The organism is Streptomyces cinerochromogenes (assembly GCF_014648635.1).
Classification (GTDB): Bacteria; Actinomycetota; Actinomycetes; order Streptomycetales; family Streptomycetaceae; genus Streptomyces; species Streptomyces cinerochromogenes.
This window is the reverse complement of sequence record NZ_BMRM01000030.1, coordinates 36,080-53,798: the sequence shown is the minus strand read 5'-3', so window position 1 is coordinate 53,798 and position 17,719 is coordinate 36,080. Positions and strand designations below refer to the sequence as shown.

Annotated in this window: 18 protein-coding genes and 1 riboswitch; of the genes, 9 read left to right on the top strand and 9 right to left on the bottom strand. The window is 74.0% G+C overall.

The genetic code is table 11. The annotated features are described in order from the left end of the window. Positions 1 to 52 precede the first annotated feature (52 nt). Positions 53 to 194, bottom strand: a riboswitch (cobalamin riboswitch). A 128-nt stretch (positions 195 to 322) separates the two neighbouring features. The 3 genes from IEZ20_RS36950 to IEZ20_RS36940 form a co-directional block, all read right to left on the bottom strand. Then, positions 323 to 550 (bottom strand): hypothetical protein, encoded by a 228-nt coding sequence (locus tag IEZ20_RS36950; RefSeq protein ID WP_189307050.1) that lies wholly within the window; start codon positions 548 to 550, stop codon positions 323 to 325. A gap of 35 nt (positions 551 to 585) precedes the next feature. Continuing rightward, positions 586 to 1,857, bottom strand: a complete 1,272-nt coding sequence (locus IEZ20_RS36945; protein ID WP_189307049.1) for an inorganic phosphate transporter — start codon at positions 1,855 to 1,857, stop codon at positions 586 to 588. 143 nt (positions 1,858 to 2,000) lie between these two features. Next, positions 2,001 to 2,945, bottom strand: a complete 945-nt coding sequence (locus IEZ20_RS36940; protein ID WP_229896454.1) for a lysozyme — start codon at positions 2,943 to 2,945, stop codon at positions 2,001 to 2,003. A gap of 239 nt (positions 2,946 to 3,184) precedes the next feature. On the opposite strand from IEZ20_RS36940, the gene IEZ20_RS36935 reads away from it, so the two are divergent. From IEZ20_RS36935 to IEZ20_RS36925, 3 genes are all read left to right on the top strand, one after another. Further along, complete coding sequence (locus tag IEZ20_RS36935) at positions 3,185 to 3,862, top strand: class II aldolase/adducin family protein (RefSeq protein WP_189307047.1); 678 nt, start codon at positions 3,185 to 3,187, stop codon at positions 3,860 to 3,862. A 157-nt stretch (positions 3,863 to 4,019) separates the two neighbouring features. After that, positions 4,020 to 5,156 carry an alpha/beta hydrolase gene (locus IEZ20_RS36930; RefSeq protein ID WP_189307045.1) on the top strand — a complete coding sequence of 379 codons (1,137 nt, stop codon included), beginning with the start codon at positions 4,020 to 4,022 and terminating at the stop codon, positions 5,154 to 5,156. Positions 5,157 to 5,376: 220 nt separating this feature from the next. After that, positions 5,377 to 6,795 (top strand): hypothetical protein, encoded by a 1,419-nt coding sequence (locus IEZ20_RS36925; protein WP_189307043.1) that lies wholly within the window; start codon positions 5,377 to 5,379, stop codon positions 6,793 to 6,795. Between the two features lie 48 nt (positions 6,796 to 6,843). On the opposite strand, the gene IEZ20_RS36920 is transcribed toward IEZ20_RS36925, so the two are convergent. Beyond that, positions 6,844 to 7,260 carry a VOC family protein gene (locus IEZ20_RS36920; protein WP_229896453.1) on the bottom strand — a complete coding sequence of 139 codons (417 nt, stop codon included), beginning with the start codon at positions 7,258 to 7,260 and terminating at the stop codon, positions 6,844 to 6,846. 217 nt (positions 7,261 to 7,477) lie between these two features. Here IEZ20_RS36920 and IEZ20_RS36915 point away from each other — a divergent pair, with 217 nt between their 5' ends. From IEZ20_RS36915 to IEZ20_RS36895, 5 genes are all read left to right on the top strand, one after another. Beyond that, complete coding sequence (locus tag IEZ20_RS36915; protein WP_229896452.1) at positions 7,478 to 8,314, top strand: hypothetical protein; 837 nt, start codon at positions 7,478 to 7,480, stop codon at positions 8,312 to 8,314. A gap of 95 nt (positions 8,315 to 8,409) precedes the next feature. Further along, positions 8,410 to 10,008: an ABC-F family ATP-binding cassette domain-containing protein gene (locus IEZ20_RS36910; protein ID WP_189307038.1), complete on the top strand. Its 1,599-nt coding sequence runs from the start codon at positions 8,410 to 8,412 to the stop codon at positions 10,006 to 10,008. 363 nt (positions 10,009 to 10,371) lie between these two features. Beyond that, the gene (locus IEZ20_RS36905) at positions 10,372 to 10,593 is read left to right on the top strand and encodes a helix-turn-helix domain-containing protein (RefSeq protein WP_004002281.1); all 222 of its coding nucleotides are present in this window, start codon (positions 10,372 to 10,374) and stop codon (positions 10,591 to 10,593) included. Between the two features lie 117 nt (positions 10,594 to 10,710). Then, complete coding sequence (locus IEZ20_RS36900; RefSeq protein ID WP_189307036.1) at positions 10,711 to 11,514, top strand: enoyl-CoA hydratase/isomerase family protein; 804 nt, start codon at positions 10,711 to 10,713, stop codon at positions 11,512 to 11,514. Then, positions 11,511 to 11,669, top strand: a complete 159-nt coding sequence (locus IEZ20_RS36895; RefSeq protein WP_189307034.1) for a hypothetical protein — start codon at positions 11,511 to 11,513, stop codon at positions 11,667 to 11,669. Before IEZ20_RS36900 ends, IEZ20_RS36895 begins: the two co-directional genes overlap by 4 nt. Before the next feature lie 143 nt (positions 11,670 to 11,812). Here IEZ20_RS36895 and IEZ20_RS36890 read toward each other — a convergent pair whose 3' ends face one another. The 5 genes from IEZ20_RS36890 to IEZ20_RS36870 all read right to left on the bottom strand — a co-directional run bounded on the left by IEZ20_RS36890 (position 11,813) and on the right by IEZ20_RS36870 (position 16,633). Next, on the bottom strand, positions 11,813 to 12,568 hold the full coding sequence (locus tag IEZ20_RS36890) for an SDR family oxidoreductase (protein ID WP_189307033.1): 756 nt from the start codon (positions 12,566 to 12,568) through the stop codon (positions 11,813 to 11,815). 4 nt (positions 12,569 to 12,572) lie between these two features. Beyond that, the gene (locus IEZ20_RS36885) at positions 12,573 to 14,357 is read right to left on the bottom strand and encodes a glycoside hydrolase family 15 protein (protein ID WP_189307030.1); all 1,785 of its coding nucleotides are present in this window, start codon (positions 14,355 to 14,357) and stop codon (positions 12,573 to 12,575) included. 98 nt (positions 14,358 to 14,455) lie between these two features. Next, positions 14,456 to 15,268, bottom strand: coding sequence for an SURF1 family cytochrome oxidase biogenesis protein (locus tag IEZ20_RS36880; protein WP_444545269.1), 813 nt, complete (start codon positions 15,266 to 15,268; stop codon positions 14,456 to 14,458). A gap of 49 nt (positions 15,269 to 15,317) precedes the next feature. Further along, entirely contained in the window at positions 15,318 to 15,551 is a 234-nt protein-coding gene (locus IEZ20_RS36875) for a metallothionein (protein WP_189307026.1), read from the bottom strand. Between the two features lie 98 nt (positions 15,552 to 15,649). Further along, the gene (locus IEZ20_RS36870; RefSeq protein WP_189307024.1) at positions 15,650 to 16,633 is read right to left on the bottom strand and encodes a DEDDh family exonuclease; all 984 of its coding nucleotides are present in this window, start codon (positions 16,631 to 16,633) and stop codon (positions 15,650 to 15,652) included. 363 nt (positions 16,634 to 16,996) lie between these two features. Here IEZ20_RS36870 and IEZ20_RS36865 point away from each other — a divergent pair, with 363 nt between their 5' ends. After that, complete coding sequence (locus IEZ20_RS36865; protein ID WP_189307022.1) at positions 16,997 to 17,707, top strand: VIT1/CCC1 transporter family protein; 711 nt, start codon at positions 16,997 to 16,999, stop codon at positions 17,705 to 17,707. Positions 17,708 to 17,719 lie beyond the last annotated feature (12 nt).

The following is a 17,719-nucleotide window of genomic DNA, read 5'->3' as shown; positions in this document are numbered from 1 at the left end:
GGCAGCCGAGCATGGCGATATGTGTCCTCACTCAGGGTGTCCGCGCCCTGGTTCGACGTGTACCGGCGGTGAGAGTTCCTGGCTCCCGGGGTGTTCTTCCCCGGTGACAGTGGCGGGACCGCGCCGGATTCGCACCGGCTTCCTCTCCTGCCGCCGTAGATGGCCTGGGCAGTCCACCACGCGCCCGGAACGGCCGTCAACTTGCCTTTGACCTGCGTGGGGAGAGTGTGCCGATCCCCACACCGCCGGGCGTGCGGGGTGTGCCCGGGTACGGCGGAGGCTCCCTGCGCGGCGTGCGCAGGGAGCCTCCGGTGGTGCGTGGTCAGGCCTTGGCCACGATCAGGTTGATGCCGTACGCCACCGCCGCCGCGCAGGCCGCGAAGCAGAGGTAGGCGCCGGTGACGGCGAGCGCGGCGGAGCCGCCCTGCGCCGTGGCCTTCTCGCGCCGGTTCAGGCCCGCGATGCCGAGGGTGAACAGGGTCACCAGGGCCACGGTGACCCCGAGGCTGACGCCGAACACGGAGCCCAGGGCTGCCCAGTCGATCTTCATGTCGGAGCTGCTTTCTCGTAACCGTGTGCTCGGGGTCAGACCGCGGCGGCCGGCGGGGTGGCCGGGGCGGCGGGGGCCGGTTCGGCGGCCGGGGCGGAGAGGGTCACCGGGGCGGGGATGGTGGCCGTCAGGTCCTCGGTGACCGTGCCCACCGGGGGCGGGGTCACGGCGGCGATGGCGGCGGTGACGACACCGGCCGGCTCGTCGGTCTCCTCGACCACGTTGGTGTGGTCGACGACCTCGCGGCGGGAGATCTTCCAGATCGCGGCGGACGCGGCGATCAGGAAGACGGCGACGACGGCGGTGCCCCAGTCACCCAGGTCGGTGACGGACTCGGCGCCCGCGCCGACCAGCGCGGCGGCCGGGAGGGTGAGCGCCCAGGCGACGAACATGCGGGTCGCGGTGGACCAGCGGACCACACCGCCCTTGCGGCCCAGGCCCGCGCCCATCACCGAGCCGGAGACGACGTGGGTGGTGGAGAGGGAGAAGCCGAGGTGGGAGGAGGCCAGGATGGCGGTCGCGGCGCTGGTCTGGGCGGCGAAGCCCTGGCGCGGCTCCAGGTCGGTCAGGCCCTTGCCCATGGTGCGGATGATGCGCCAGCCGCCGATGTAGGTGCCGAGCGCGATGGCCAGGCCGGCGGAGAGGATCACCCAGGTGGGAGGGTTGGAGCCGGGGGCGATCGAGCCGCCCGCGACGAGGGCGAGGGTGATGATGCCCATCGTCTTCTGGGCGTCGTTGGTGCCGTGCGCGAGGGAGACCAGGCCGGCGGAGGCGATCTGGCCGGCGCGGTAGCCCTTGCGGGTGGCCTCGCCGTCGGCGGTGCCGCCGATGCCGTAGGAGAACCGGGTGGCCAGCAGCGAGGCGAGGCCCGCCACGACCGGCGCGGCGACGGCCGGGAGCAGCACCTTGGTGACGAGGACGTCACCGTGGACGGCGCCGAAGCCGGCGGAGGCGACGGTGGCGCCCACCAGGCCGCCCATCAGGGCGTGCGAGGAGCTGGACGGCAGGCCCACCAGCCAGGTCAGCAGGTTCCAGAGGATCGCGCCGACCAGGGCGGCGAAGATGACCTCGGGACGGATGCCGGTCTCGTCGACGAGACCCTTGGAGATCGTGTTCGCGACCTCCACGGAGAGGAAGGCGCCCACAAGATTGAGGACGGCGGACATGGCAACCGCGATCTTCGGCTTCAGGGCGCCTGTGGAGATGGTGGTGGCCATCGCGTTCGCGGTGTCGTGGAAACCGTTCGTGAAATCGAACGCGAGAGCGGTTATCACCACTATCGCGAGGATCAGCGAGAAGCTTTCCATTTACCCAGGCAATCGTTCGAGGTCATTGGCTGGATGAACGTAGGCAACCTGGGTGAACGCAAGATGAACTGAGGCGGGCGTGGGGATGTCCGTAACGCGCGTACGAGGTTCCGCTTTGCTCTCCCGGCCCAGGCGCCCCTTGGCTACCGGCCCCGGGCCAGGACCCGCAGCCTGCTCAGGGAGCCGTTGAAGAGATTCTGGTCACCCGGCAGCCGGCCCTTGGTGCCGTACTGCCAGAACGTCCAGTAACGCCAGCCGCCGGGCAGGGTGCCCGGCCGCGAGGTGCCGTGACGGGCGATCCACAGGGCGTGCGTGGAGGAGAAGGCGCGGCTGTTCCCGGTGCACAGCCTCCACCACTGGGCTGTGGTGTAGATCACCGGCCGGCGGCCGGTCTCCCGCTTGATCTCGTCGCTGAACGACCGGATCCAGCGGACCATCCGGTTCCTGCCCAGCCCGTAGCACTTGTGCCGCGCGTCGTACGGGTTGTACTCGATGTCCAGCGCGGGCGGCAGCGTCCAGCCGTCCGCCCGCCAGTCCCCGCCGTGCCGCACGAAGTAGGCGGCCTGCCGGGCCCCGGAGGACCGGTCGGGCCGCGCGAAGTGGTACGCGCCCCGGATCAGGCCGGCCTCGCGGGCGCCGGTGTACTGCCCGGGGAAGTAGGGGTTGCGGTAGTCCGTGGACTCGGTCGCCTTGATGTACGCGAACCGGGCGCCCCTGGCCCGGGCGGCGGCCCAGTCGACCCGCTTCTGGTGCGACGACACGTCATGCCCCCGGGGCAGCCCGGCGCCGACCCTCAGCAGCCCGGCCGCGTCCGGCCCCGCCGCCTCCGGCGCCGCGGCGGCGTCCGGCCCCGCCGCGTCCGGCTCCGTGGCGGCGTCCGGTCGCAGCGGTCCGGTCGGCTGCGGGGAGTCCGCCGGTGTCGACGCCGCCGGTGCGGACGCCGCCGGTGCGGACGCAGGCGGTGCGGCCGGCCCGGTCGGTGCGGTCGGTGCGGCCCACGCGGGTGCGGGGCCCGCGAGGGTGAGGGCCGCCGTGGCCGCGGTGAGAACCGCGGCGCGGCGGCGGGCGAGGGTGCGTTCACGGGCCATGCGTCTCCCCGGGGTCGCGGACGGCGACAGCCCTCGCCCTCGCGGGCGGCGGCGGTCGTCCAGTGGGCAAGAGGGACCATTGAAAAGCCCGGAGATCACCGCATGGGTGACGATATGGTGCGGTTTTGGATGTTCAGTCGTAGAATCCGCCCGTTCGGCCGTGTGCTCTCCGCACGGTCTCCGCGCGGAAGCCGCCGCCCCCGCCCGCTCCCCGCGCCCCCGGCTGGCAGGATCACCGCATGGCTGAACCGCTTCTGCACACGGACGACGGGCACGAGGACGAGGCACGGCTCTGGGCGGAACTGGTCGCGACGGCGCGCCGCACCGTCGCCGACGGACTGGTCGTCGGCACCTCCGGCAACGTCTCCGCCCGCATCGGGGACCTGGTGCTGGTCACCCCCTCGGGCGTTCCCTACGACCGGCTCACCCCCGCCGACATCACCGGCGTCGACCTCACCGGACGCCAGGTGCTCGGCACGCTCGTCCCGACCAGCGAGCTGCCCATGCACCTCGCCGTCTACCGCACCACCGACGCCCGTGCCGTCGTCCACACCCACGCCGTGCACGCGACCGCGGTCTCCACGCTCGTGCCCGAGCTGCCCCCGGTCCACTACATGGCCGGCGCCCTCGGCGGTCCCGTACGGGTCGCCCCCTACGCCACCTACGGCACCGACGAACTGGCCGGGAACATGCTCCGCGCCCTCGCCGGCCGCTCCGGCTGCCTGCTGCAGAACCACGGCACGATCACCTACGGCGCCACCCTCGACCAGGCCTACGACCGCACCGCCCAGCTGGAGTGGATGTGCCGGCTGTGGCTGACGGCGTCCTCGGTGCCGGGCCTGACACCGTCCCTGCTCACGGAGGCACAACTGACGCAGGCCGGGGAACGCTTGAAGGGGTACGGCCAACGGAGGTGACCCCGTGCCCCGCAACAACCCGCCCCGATCCCTGACCGCTCCGCTCGACCTGCTCCGTCGCACCGGTGCGAGCCGGCCGGGCCCGATCCGCCGCACCGGCGCCCGGCGCCCCCCGCTTCCACTGGCCGGGGGCCCGGTCCGCGCCGACACTGGACCCGTGCGCACCGCAAAGGCGACCGCCACCGCACTCACCGCCGTCCTGGCGGCCGGCACGGCTTCCGTGGTCGCCGGCCGGCTCGCCAGCGCCGCCGCGCTGAAGGCGCCCGCGGGGCGTCCGCTGCCCACCGAGCCCCGCCTCACCGTGCACGGCACGGCCGCCGGCCGGATCACGCTCACCCGTGACCTGGCCGCGCTGCGCCCCGGCACCTACGGACTGGCCGGTGACGGCTCCCACGCGGTCGTCGGCCCCGTCCTGGAGGCCGCCGAGCACACCGCCGACACCGTCGTACGCCGCCTGGAACGCGTCACCCACGGCACCCTCGCCCCCGGCGACGCGGTGTGGCTCACCCCGAACCTGTACGTCGGCGACCCCGGCGCCGCCCTCGGCCTGGACCACGCCGACGTCGACGTGCCCGGGGAACTCGGATCCCTGCCCGCCTGGTTCGTGCCCGGCGACCGGAACACCTGGGTGATCGCCGTCCACGGCCTCGGCACCACCCGGGAACACGTCCTCAACGTCATGGGCTTCCTGCACGGCCGCCGGCTGCCGGTCCTCGCCCTCGCCTACCGCGGCGACCTCGGCGCCCCGCGTCCGCCGGACGGGCTGAACCACCTCGGCGAGACCGAGTGGCGGGACGTCGAGGCGGCGATCCGCTACGCCCTGCGCCACGGCGCCCGCCGGGTCGTCCTGCTCGGCTGGTCCACCGGCGCCACCATGGTCCTGCGCGCCGCCGAACGCTCCGCCGTCCGCGACCGCGTCGCCGGGCTCGTCCTCGACTCGCCGGTGCTCAGCTGGGAGGCCACGCTGCGCGCCCTGGCCCGGGCCCGGCACACGCCGTCGTCGCTGCTGCCGCTCGCCGTGCGGGCCGCGCAGGGCCGGGCCGGACTGTACGCCGACGGGACCGCCGGGACCGCCGGGACCGCCGACGCCGCCCGGCTGCGGGTGCCCACCCTGATCTGCCACAGCCCGGACGACCAGGTCGCCCCCTACGAGTTCTCCCGCAGGCTCGCCCGCCGCCGCGCCGACCTCGTCTCCCTGCACACCGTCGCGCACGCCCCGCACGGGGCCATGTGGAACGCGGACCCCGGGGAGTACGAGGAACAGCTGCGCCGGTTCCTGACCCCGCTGATGTGACACCCGGACCCCGGACCCCGGACAGGCGGACCCCCGGCCCCCGGGCCCCGCCCCCGGACCGCATCCGGCCGACACCGGCACGAAGCATTCCGTTTCAGGCCGTACGGTTGGCGCGATCGCGTCGCTCCGGCCCGTCCCGCGCCCCGTGCATTGGCCAGCCCGGTAGCCCGCCGTGACATTCCGTTTGGGTTTTCGGACCGTCAACCGGAAGACTGCACCCGTGACGTCCCGTATCCCGCGCGACTCCAGGCTCCGACTCGTCCGACCGCGACCCCTGGCCGCCGCCCCCAGAGCTGTGAACCAGCGGCGCCCACAGCGCCCCGCACCCCGGCCGCCGGAGGGCACACCCGCCCCGGCCGAACTGGCCGGAATGGCCCGCACCAGGCTGGCCGGCGCGGCCCGCGTCGCCCGCTGGGCCGACGCCGCCCTCGGCCCCGGCCGCACCGGTGCCACCACCGACGGCAAGGCCACCCTCTCCGCCGCCACCGCCGAACGCGCCGCCGCCGAACTGGGCCTGACCGCCGCTCAGGTGCGCGCCGACTGGGACACCGCCCGCCTCGCCGGACTCGTCGAGGTGCACGGCGACAGCGCGCGTCCCGGCTGGCGGCTGCGCGCCTGGGACCGCGACGACAGCGCCGTACTGCGCGGCTGGGTCGCGCTCTTCGACGCCTGGTCGCTCGCCTGCCCGGAACCCGACGGGCACGAACCGGCCGCCGTCGCCGAGGTCGTCTCGGCCATGCCCCAGGTGCTCTCCTTCCTCCAGCTGTCCGCCGGCCCGGTCCCGGTCGAACAGCTGCTCGACCTGCTCCAGCAGCGGGTCACCGAACTGCGCACCGAACGCTGCGAGGTCTCCTACGAGCCCGGCACCGGCGAGCCCGCCGGATCCCCGGTCCCCGCGGACCCGGCACCCGCCGAGGACGCCCCGCTCGCCCCGCTGCTCGACTGGGCGCTGAGCGCCCTCGCCGCCGTCGGCGCCCTCACCTACGGCGACGGCCAGGCCACGCTCACCCCGCTGGGCAGCTGGGCGGTCTGGGTCAAGCTGGAGCAGATCTGCGTGGCCGCGCAGAGCCCCGCCGGCAACATCGAGCAGTCCGCCGAGGACATGCTCCGCGGCTGCGCCCAGCTCCGCCCCAACGCGGCCCGCGCCGAGTACCGCGCCTGGCTCGCCGCGCGCCCCGTCGGCAGCGCTGTCACCGAGCTGATCGGCGCCGCCCGCGGCGACGACGCCCTGCTGCGCGGCCTGGCCTTCGAGGCGCTGCGCGTCGTCGGGGCCCCCGCCGAGCCCGACGTACGGTCCGTCGTGGACGAGCCGGCGCTGCGGCCGTACGCGCTGCTGTGGCTCGCCGAGCACGACGGGATCGACCCGGAGGACGCCCACGAGGTGCTCACCCGGGAGGAGGCCACCTGGCTGTGGGTGGACACCGCCGCCGCCGTCGCCGACCACGGCGAGGCGCCGATGCTGGTCCGGCACCTGGAGTCCGCCGTGCAGCCCACCGTGCCCCAGCTGCTCGACGAGGTCCGCGCCGTCGGCCACCCGCGCACCGTGCAGGTCCTGGTCGCGCTCGCCGCCGCCCACCCCGACCCGGCCCTGGCCAAGGCCGTCCGCCGGGCCGCGTTCCAGGTGCACACCGGCGGCTGAGCCGGAGGCCGAGCGGTACAGGAGGGGGGAGGAGCGCGGCGGAGCGGCTCAGACGCCGAGGTCGGGGGCGTACGTCCCGAAGCTCCAGACATTGCCCTCGGCGTCCCGGGCCATGTAGTCCCGCGAGCCGTAGTCCTGGTCCGTCGGGGGCACCAGGATCTCCACGCCGTGCTCGACGGCCCGCTGGTGGTGCGCGTCCACGTCGTCCACCACGACGTACACCCCGGCGGGTCCGGCGTCCTTCATCACCGTGTCGAAGACACCGCCGCGGCCCTTGGAGCCGATCATCACCGCGCCGTTGCCCTGGACCAGCTCGGCGTGCATCACCGTGCCGTCCTCCGTCTCGTACACCGACAGCTCGGTGAAGCCCAGGGCCTCCGTCAGCTGCCGGATCGCCGCCCTCGCGTCCGCGTACAGCAGCGTGGGACAGATGCCCGGCCGTGCGCCGCCGCCCGTGCCCGCCATGCCGATCACTCCTTCGTGCACCGGTTCCGCCATGCGTCTGCGAGTCTCGCAGCCGCCACCGACAACGCCCCGGCGGAAGGCTCCCGGAACCCCGCCGCCGGGCGAACCGCCGAACGGGGGACATCCCGTCCGCACCTGCCGGGACAGCCCGCCGGCCCGGCCGGCGGTGACTACGCTCGGCGCCTGATCCGGACGGCGGAGACCAGGAGGGGGCAAGGTGGCGCTTCCACCCCACTCCCCCCGCCCGACCGCCGCGGGCGGCCCCCGCCGCGCCGCCGCAGCCCGCCCCCGCCGGCCCGTCGCAGCCCGCCCCCGCGGGGCCGGCCCGCCCGCCCGGCCCCGCACCCCCGCCCTGCTCCGCCGCGCCGCCGCCGGCCTCCTCGTCGCGGTCCTCGCGCTCGGTCTGCTCGGGGCGGCCCGCCACCTCAGGCCCGCCCCCTACGGCGACCGCCTGCTGAACCGCGCGCAGGGCGAACCCGGGCCGGGTCAGTGGGCGGCGCGGGCGCACGCCGGTGCCGTGGCCGGCTTCGACAGCCGTACCGGCGCGCTGCGGTGGCGCTACGCGCGCGCGGGGCACCGCCCGCTCGCCGTGCTCCCCGCCCGCGGGGAGGTGATCGCGCTCTGGGACGACGGGCTGCTCACCGACACCGACGGCCGGTCCGTGCGCTGGCACCGGGCGCTGCCCGACGCGGCCGAGTGGCTCCCGGCCCAGGGCGGCACCGGCGTGCTGCGCCCCCTCGGCCGCGGCATCCTGGCGGTCGTCACCCCGCGCCGGGTCACCGCGTACCGCACCGCCGACGGGGACCTGCGCTGGGTGCTGCCCGCCCGCACGGGCTGCGCGTTCCGGCCGGAGAGCGCCCTGTGGCGGGGCACGGCCCTGCTCCTGGCCCAGCCGTGCGCGGACTCCGCCTGGACCGGCCAGCTCGTGGCCCTGGACGACCTGGGCCGGATCGCGCCCGGCCGCACCCCGCTGGGCAACGATCTGCCCAGCTCGCGGCCCGGGCGCCGGCCGCGGCGCCCGGACGCAGGAAAAGCCCTTGCACGCCCCCGTTAGACTGGTCCCCATGGCCATTCTCCTCGCGCATTAGACGGCGGGAACGTCCTCAGCCGCCCACCCGCCAATCTCCCTGTACGCCCTGGAGTCTGTCCTTGATCTCCGCCTCCGGTATCGAGCTGCGCGCCGGTGCGCGCGTCCTCATCGAGAACGCCACCTTCCGTGTCGCCAAGGGTGACCGCATCGGCCTCGTCGGCCGCAACGGCGCGGGCAAGACCACCCTCACCAAGGTCCTCGCCGGTGAAGGCATCCCCGCCTCCGGCACCGTCACCCGCTCCGGCGAGGTCGGCTACCTCCCGCAGGACCCCCGCACCGGCGACCTCGACGTCCTCGCCCGCGACCGCGTCCTCTCCGCGCGCGGCCTGGACGTGCTGATCCGCAAGATGCGCGAGAACGAGGAGCGCATCGCGAACGGCAAGGGCTCCACGCGCGAGAAGGCCCTGAAGCAGTACGAGCGCCAGGAGACGGAGTTCCTCACCAAGGGCGGGTACGCCGCCGAGGCCGAGGCCGCCACCATCGCCGCCGCGCTGAACCTGCCCGACCGGGTGCTCGGCCAGCCGCTGCACACGCTCTCCGGCGGTCAGCGCCGCCGTATCGAGCTGGCCCGGATCCTCTTCTCGGACGCCGACACCCTGCTGCTCGACGAGCCGACCAACCACCTCGACGCGGACTCGATCATCTGGCTGCGGGACTACCTGAAGACCTACCGCGGCGGCTTCATCGTGATCTCCCACGACGTCGACCTGGTCGAGACGGTCGTCAACAAGGTGTTCTACCTGGACGCCAACCGCGCCCAGATCGACGTCTACAACATGGGCTGGAAGCTCTACCAGCAGCAGCGTGAGGCCGACGAGAAGCGCCGCAAGCGCGAGCGGCAGAACGCCGAGAAGAAGGCCGCGGCCCTCCATTCGCAGGCCGACAAGATGCGGGCCAAGGCGACCAAGACGGTCGCCGCGCAGAACATGGCCAAGCGTGCCGACAAGCTCCTCGCGGGCCTGGAGGCGGTGCGGATGCAGGACAAGGTCGCCAAGCTCCGCTTCCCCGAGCCCGCGCCCTGCGGCAAGACCCCGCTGACCGCCGAGGGCCTGTCGAAGTCGTACGGCTCGCTGGAGATCTTCACCGACGTCGACCTCGCCATCGACAAGGGCTCGCGGGTCGTCATCCTCGGCCTCAACGGCGCCGGCAAGACCACGCTGCTGCGGCTGCTCGCGGGCGTGGAGACGCCGGACACCGGCCAGGTCGTCCCCGGTCACGGCCTCAAGCTCGGCTACTACGCGCAGGAGCACGAGACCCTGGACGCCGACCGCACGGTCCTGGAGAACATGCGCTCGGCCGCCCCCGACATGGACCTGGTCGAGGTCCGCAAGGTGCTCGGGTCGTTCCTGTTCTCCGGCGACGACGTCGACAAGCCGGCCGGGGTCCTCTCCGGCGGCGAGAAGACCCGCCTCGCCCTGGCCACCCTGGTCGTCTCCTCCGCGAACGTGCTGCTCCTGGACGAGCCGACCAACAACCTGGACCCCGCCAGCCGCGAGGAGATCCTCGGCGCCCTGCGCACCTACAAGGGCGCGGTCGTCCTCGTCACCCACGACGAGGGGGCCGTCGAGGCGCTCCAGCCGGAGCGGATCATCCTGCTCCCGGACGGCGTCGAGGACCTGTGGGGGGCCGGCTACGCGGATCTCGTCGCCCTGGCGTGACCGACCCGGCGTGACGGACCCCGCGTGATCGAAAGCCTGATCCACTCTGTATGGATCATTCGGCCGATCCGTGATCCATCATCTGTGTGAGATCTCCTCGTATCGAGGTGTGTCGTACACGGATTTTCCGGCCGATCCCCTGGCAGTCGGGGGGTCGGCCGGTCCGCGTCTCTGACCTGGTACTTCGCGAATCCACCCGTACGGCCCCTCGGACAGCACCCGGTGGAATTCCTGCTTCCGCTTGTGGGGATCGGCTCCTGTCGTCACAACGATGTCTCACCGACCTTGCCGAATGGGTGGCCATCGGGCCCGGGAGGGGTGATCATGAGGAGACCAGAGCGCACTTCCCATGAGGAGGCACGGGTGGCCGAGACTCTGAAGAAGGGCAGCCGGGTGACCGGCGCCGCGCGCGACAAGCTCGCGGCAGACCTGAAGAAGAAGTACGACTCCGGTGCGAGCATCCGGGCGCTGGCCGAGGAGACCGGCCGCTCGTATGGCTTCGTGCACCGGATGCTCAGCGAGTCGGGCGTCACGCTCCGTGGGCGTGGCGGAGCGACCCGGGGCAAGAAGGCCGCTTCGTCCTGACTCCGGGCGGCCCATCGGCTTCGATGGTGGCCACCCGGTCGGCGGACCGACCGGCCGGGTGGTTACTGTGCAGTCACTTAGCTTCGCTCTGCTGACCGCACCCATCGGAGGCGCCCCATGGCTTCGCCCGAGCAGGACCTCGCTCCCGCACTCGACAAGGACGGCGTACGGCTCACCGTCGACGACGCGCTCGCCACGGTGACGCTGACCAACCCGGCCAAGCGCAACGCACAGAGCCCCGCCCTGTGGCGGGCGCTCGCCGAGGCCGGGCGGCTGCTGCCGGGCTCCGTCCGCGTCGTCGTGCTGCGGGGCGAGGGCAAGTCCTTCTCCGCCGGGCTGGACCGCCAGATGTTCACCCCGGAGGGGATCCCGGGCGAGCCGTCCTTCATCGAACTCGCGCGCCGTGACGACGCCGGGCTCGACGCGACCATCGCCGAATACCAGGAGGCGTTCACCTGGTGGCGGCGGACCGACCTCGTGTCCATCGCCGCCGTCCAGGGACATGCCATCGGGGCCGGCTTCCAGCTCGCGCTCGGCTGCGACCTGCGGGTCGTCGCCGACGACGTGCAGTTCGCCATGCGCGAGACCAGCCTCGGCCTCGTACCCGACCTGACCGGCACGCACCTGCTGGTCGGGCTCGTCGGATACGCCCGCGCGCTGGAGATCTGCGCGACCGGCCGGTTCGTCGGGGCCGAGGAGGCGGTGTCGAGCGGGCTGGCCAACCTCGCGGTGCCCGCCGGCGAACTCGACGGTGCCGTACGGGACCTGGCGGCCGCGCTGCTGGCCGCGCCGCGGGACGCCGTCGTGGAGACCAAGGCGCTGCTCCAGGGTGCGGTGGACCGTACGTACGACGAGCAGCGCGCGGCCGAGCGGGCCGCCCAGGCCCGGCGGCTGCGGGACCTGGCCGGCCTCGGCGAATGACCTCCCCGGTCGGCCCCGGGCAGCTCCCGGCGGTGACCGGCACGGTCACCGCCGGCCTGTCCGGCAGGACGTCGCGCGCCGTCGCGCGGGCCTGCCCGGCCACGTCCGGGGCCCGGTGCGCCGAGCAGCTCGCCGGTTCCCCGCGGAGCCGGTGACGCGCCGCCCCGGCCGGCCGGGATGCCGATCGACGGACACCGGCGACGGCGCGAGCGCGTCCCCGCGGCGGAGGTCCGGCCGGGGGAGGCCGAGCACCGTGCTCACCGGGTCGGACGGGCGGTGAGCGGGTGCCGTGCGGCCGTCAGAATCCGTGCCGCGAGCCGCCGTCCACCGGCACCATGACCCCGGTCAGGTACGAGGCCGCCGGCGACAGCAGGAACGCCGCCACCCGCCCGAACTCCTGCGGCGCCCCGTACCTCCGCAGCGGAATCCGCGACTCACTGGCCGCCCGCGTGGCGTCGGGGTCGGCCGAGCGCGCGTCCAGCTCGCGCACGCGGTCCGTGTCGATGCGCCCCGGCACCAGCCCGACCACCCGGATCCCGCGCGGCCCCAGCTCGTCGGAGAGGGACTTGGCGAACCCGGCGAGTCCGGGCCGCAGCCCGTTGGACACGGTCAGCCCGGGGATCGGCTCGTACACCGAGCCCGAGAGCACGAACCCGATGACACCGCCCTCCTCCAACTCGGCCGCCGCCGCGCGAGCGAGCCGCACCGCGCCCAGGAACACCGACTCGAACGCGGCACGCCACTGCTCGTCGGTGATGTCGGCGGCGAACCCGGGCGGCGGCCCGCCCACGCTCACCAGCACCCCGTGGAAGCCGCCGAAGTGCTCACGGGCCGCGGCGACCAGCCGCTCGGGGGCCTCCGCGTCGGCGTTGTCCACGGCCACGCCCACCGCGTTCGGGCCCAGTTCGGCGGCCGCGTCGGCGACCCGCTTCTCGTCCCGGCCCGTGACGACCACCTTCGCCCCGTCCGCGATCAGCTCCCGCGCGGTGGCGTTGCCCAGCCCGCGGGTGGCGCCGGTGACGACGTACACCCTGTCCTTCAGTCCAAGATCCATGGCCCTATCCTGCCTGCTCGCACCCGAACAGGGTGAGGGCGGTGTCCACCAGGCCGACATGGCTGAAGGCCTGCGGGAAGTTGCCCAGCTGGCGGCCGTCCAACGGGTCGTACTCCTCGGCCAGCAGACCCACGTCGTTGCACAGGCCCACCAGCCGGTCGAACAGTTCGCGCGCCTCCTCCGTCCGGCCGGTCAGATGCAGCGCGTCGGCCAGCCAGAACGAGCAGGCGAGAAAGGCGCCCTCGCCGCCCGGCAGCCCGTCGACCACCGAGTCGTCGGTGTCGTAGCGGCGCAGGAAGCCGCCGTGGCCGAGGTCGTCGCGGATCGCGTCGACCGTGCCGACCACCCGCGGGTCGTCCGGCGGCAGGAAGCCCACGCGCGGGATGAGCAGCAGGGAGGCGTCGAGTTCCCGGGAACCGTAGGACTGGGTGAAGGTGTTGCGCTCCGGGTCGAAGCCCTTCTCGCACACCTCCCGGTGCACCTCGTCCCGCAGCCTGCGCCAGCCCTCCAGGTCGCCGCTCAGCTCCTGGTGCTTCTCCAGGGTCTGCACGGCCCGGTCGGCGGCCACCCACACCATCAGCTTGGAGTGCACGAACTGCCGCCGGCCGCCGCGCACCTCCCACAGCCCCTCGTCCGGCTGCCGCCACGCCGACTCCAGGAACGTCATCAGCGAGCGCTGCAGGGCCCACATGTGCGGCTTGGTGGGCAGGCCGGAGGAGCGGGCCAGCGACAGCGCGTCCATCACCTCGCCGTACACGTCGAGCTGGAGCTGGTCGACGGCGGCGTTGCCGCTGCGTACGGGGGAGGCGCCGCCGAAGCCGGGCAGCCAGGGCAGTTCGGTCTCCGACAGCCGCCGTTCGCCCGCGACGCCGTACATGATCTGCAGGTCGGCCGGGTTGCCGGCGACGGCGCGCAGCAGCCAGTCCCGCCAGGCCTCGGCCTCCTCGTGGTAGCCCGCCCTCAGCAGCACGCCGAGCGTGAGGGTGGCGTCGCGCAGCCAGCAGTACCGGTAGTCCCAGTTGCGCACGCCGCCCGGCTGCTCGGGCAGCGAGGTGGTCGGCGCGGCGACGATCCCGCCGGTCGGGGCGTAGGTGAGGGCCTTGAGGGTGATGAGGGAGCGGACGACCGCGTCCCGGTACGGGCCGTCGTAGCGGCACCGGCGGGCCCAGCGTCGCCAGTCGGTGACACTGCTCTCCAGCGCCTCGTACGGGTCGATGAGCGGCGGACGCTTCTCGTGCGAGGGGTGCCAGGTGAGCACGAACGCGATCCGCTCGCCCTCGGCGACGGTGAACTCCGCGTGGGTGCCGAAGTCCTCGCCCCAGGTGCGCACGGCCGGCTCGGACCGCAGCCAGACGGAGTCCGGCCCGGCGACGGCCACCCGGTGACCGTCCGAGCGGCGCACCCACGGTGTGATCGAGCCGTAGTCGAAGCGCAGGCGCACCGTGCTGCGGACGGTGACCCGGCCGCTGACCCCCTCCACGATCCGTACGAGGTCGGGGGCGCGCTCGCGCTGCGGCATCAGGTCGGTGACGCGCACCGTGCCCTCGGCCGTCTCCCACTCGGTGTCCAGGACGAGGGTGTCGGGCCGGTAGGCGCGGCGGGCGCAGACGTCCGCTCCCACGGGTGCGATCCGCCAGTGGCCGTGGTCCTCGTCGCCCAGCAGCCGGGCGAAGCAGGCACCGGAGTCGAAGCGCGGCAGGCAGAGCCAGTCGATCGAGCCGTCCCTGCCGACCAGGGCCGCGGTCTGCTCGTCTCCGATGAGGGCGTAGTCCTCGATGCGCGCGTTCACGGGATGCGGTTTCCCGGCGGACCAGGGGGCCAATCAGCGGTGCGCCGGGGGAGTGAGGCTGTCTCCCCGCGGGAGCCCGGGTCCGGGGACCCCTGGGGTCACACCGCGGCCGACTCGCTCTCCTCCGGCGTCCTCTCCTGCGGCTGCCGCTCCGCCGCGGCCTCCTCCCGGTCGCGGATCTCCCGCCGGACCAGGAACCACCAGCCGACCGGAACGGCCGCCGCGAACAGCCACCACTGGATCATGTACGCGTAGTTCAGCGGGGCGTCCTCGCTGCCCGGGTCGGAGATCTGCTCCGGGGAGCCGCTCTTGGCCCGGGGCGCGGTCTGCTGGATGTAGCCGCCGAGCACGTCGGCGCCGAGCCGGTGTGCCTCCTCGGCGCTGTTGATCAGCATGATCTGCCGGTCGGGGAGGCCCTTGACGTTCTTGATGCCGCTCGCCGCGGTGGTCTCGTCGGCCATCAGGCGCCCCGTGACGGTGATCCGGCCGGCCGGCGGGGCGGGGACCTTCGGGAAGGCGGTCTGCACGCCGTTCGCGGGGATCCAGCCGCGGTTGACCAGCAGCACCTTGCCGTCGTCGAGGACGAACGGGGTGAGGACGTGGAAACCCACCTGGTCGTCGGAGTTCGTCCGGCGCCGGACCACGACCTCCCTGGCGGTGTCGAAGGTGCCGGTCGCGGTGACCGTGCGGTACTTCTCGGCGCGGGTCACCTGGTGTCCGGGGGAGGTCAGCCGCTCGACCGGGACCGGCTCGGCGTGCAGCGCCGTGGAGACCAGGTCGTTGCGGGCGGTGCGCTCCTCGTACCGGTGCTGCTGCCAGAAGCCCAGCCGGATCATCGTCGGGATCAGCGCGATCGCGACGAGCGTGAGGATCACCCACTGGCGGGACAACAGGAAGCGGTAACGGTGCACCCCACGACGGTACCTCCGGACCGTGGGGTGCATTCGGGCGGGTACCGGGTCAGACGTGGTCGACGATCCCCGCCTTCCCCTGTTCCCGGGCGCAGTGGGCGCCGCAGTAGAACATGCCTTCGGCCTCCACGCCCTGGCCGATGATGGAGACCTTGCAGTTCTCGCAGACCGGGGCCATGCGGTGGATCGCGCAGGAGAAGCAGTCGAAGACGTGGACGGCACCCTGTGCGCGGACCTCGAAGGTCATCCCGTAGTCATTGCCGCAAACTTCGCATTTCGCCATGCGCCACAGGGTGGGCCGTCGCCGGTCCCCGGGCGAGCCGGGGCCGGGTGAGTCGTGCGGCAATCACCCGTCCGTACGATCACCCGACCGTGTGGCGTCTACTCGTCGGCGGGCTCGACGTCCCCGAGCAACTGTCCGAACGCGGCCTCGTCCACGACCGGGGTGCCGTACTGCCGGGCCTTGACCGTCTTCGACGTGCCCGAGTCGGGGTCGTTGGTCACCAGCAGGCTGGTCAGCCGGGAGATGCTGGTGGCGACATGCAGCCCGGCCTCGACGGCGCGGTCCTCCAGCAGCTCCCGCTCGGTCGACGTGTCGCCGGAGAAGGCCACCCGCATGCCCTGTTTGAGGCGTTTGCCGTCTTCGTAGCGCCCCGGGTTGGGATAGGGGCATGCGGGCCTTTTGCGGGAGGGGCGCCAACTGCTGCCCCGGTAGCCGCCGTAGCCGCCCGACGACTGCCGCGGCACCGGCCGGTCCGACCACTCCGTCAGCGGCCGGCACTCCAGCAGCGGCAGCCGGACGCCGCCCGCCGCCGCGGCCCGCAGACTGGGCCGGAACGCCTCCGCCAGCACCCGTGCGTCGTCCAGCGCGTGGTGCGCCCGCTGCTGCACGACCCCGAAGTGCGCCGCCAGCGACTCCAGCTTGTGGTTCGGCAGCGGCAGCCCCAGCTCCTTCGACAGCGCGATGGTGCACAGCCGCTGGCGCACCGGCGCCTCGCGCCGCACGCGCGCGTACTCCCGCGCGATCATCTGCCAGTCGAAGACCGCGTTGTGCGCGACGAGCACCCGGCCGTCCAGCCGGGCGGCGAACTCCTCGGCGATGTCACCGAACAGCGGCGCGCCGTCGAGCACCTCGCTCGTCAGACCGTGTATCCACACCGGTCCCGGATCCCGCTCCGGGTTGACCAGCGTGTACCAGTGGTCCTCGACCTCCCCGCGCGCGTCCAGCCGGTAGACGGCCGCGGAGATGATCCGGTCGTCCCGGGCCAGGCCGGTGGTCTCCACGTCAACGACCGCGTATCCCTTCGGATACGCGGCCGGCCACTGGGTGGGGGAGGACACTGCGGTCGCACGGTCTTCGAGCATGGTCACTGAGGATACGGGCCACGACTGACAACGCGGTCCCTCAGGCCCCCACCGCCCGCCCCGGGCTCGCCCTCCCGCTCGGTCACCGCACACACATGCCCCGGGCCGGGCGAGTTCGGCGGTCGTACGCCGGTCACCGCGGCGCCGCCCCGACGGCCCGCGCCGCAGGCCCGCCGCGGCACGTCGGCGCGCCAACCGCCCGTATCCGCAGGGCCGCCGCGGCGCGTCGGCGAACCCCCGCCGGAGCACGCGGGGTTGACGCGGCCACAGTGCCTCACCCGGCCGCTTCCCGAGGGCGGGGAGCGGCCGGTGCGCGGGGCGTCGGTGCGGCGCCCGGGCCCCGGGGGTGGGATCCTCCCTGCTGTGACGGAACCCACCCACGACGAGGCCCACGGCGGCGCCCTGGGCTCCCGGCTGAACTGGCTCCGCGCGGCCGTGCTCGGCGCGAACGACGGCATCGTCTCCACCGCGGGACTGGTCGTCGGCGTGGCCGGCGCGACCGGGAGCCGGAGCGCCCTGCTCACCGCCGGACTGGCCGGCCTGCTCGCCGGCTCCATGTCCATGGCGGCCGGCGAGTACGTCTCCGTGTCCACCCAGCGCGACTCCGAGATGGCCGCGCTGGCCCTGGAGAAGCGGGAGCTGCGCGAACAGCCCGAGGCCGAACTGCGGGAGCTGACCGCACTGCTGGAGGGGCGCGGCCTGTCCCACCAGGTGGCCCGCGAGGCCGCCGAACAGCTCACCGCGCGCGACGCGCTGAAGGCCCACGCGCGCGTGGAGCTGGGCATCGACCCCGACGAGCTGACCAACCCCTGGAGCGCGGCCTGGGCGAGCTTCCTGTCGTTCACCGTGGGCGCGCTGCTGCCCCTGCTGGCCATCGTCCTGCCCCCGCCGGGCCTGCGCCTGACCGTCACCGTCGTCTCCGTCCTGGCCGCCCTCGTCCTCACCGGCTGGACCAGCGCCCGCCTGGGCGCCGCCGACCCGAGGCGGGCGGTGCTGCGCAACGTGGCGGGCGGGGCGCTGGCGATGGGGGTGACCTACGGGGCGGGGAGCCTGCTGGGGGCGGTGGGGGCCTGACCGCACCTCGCC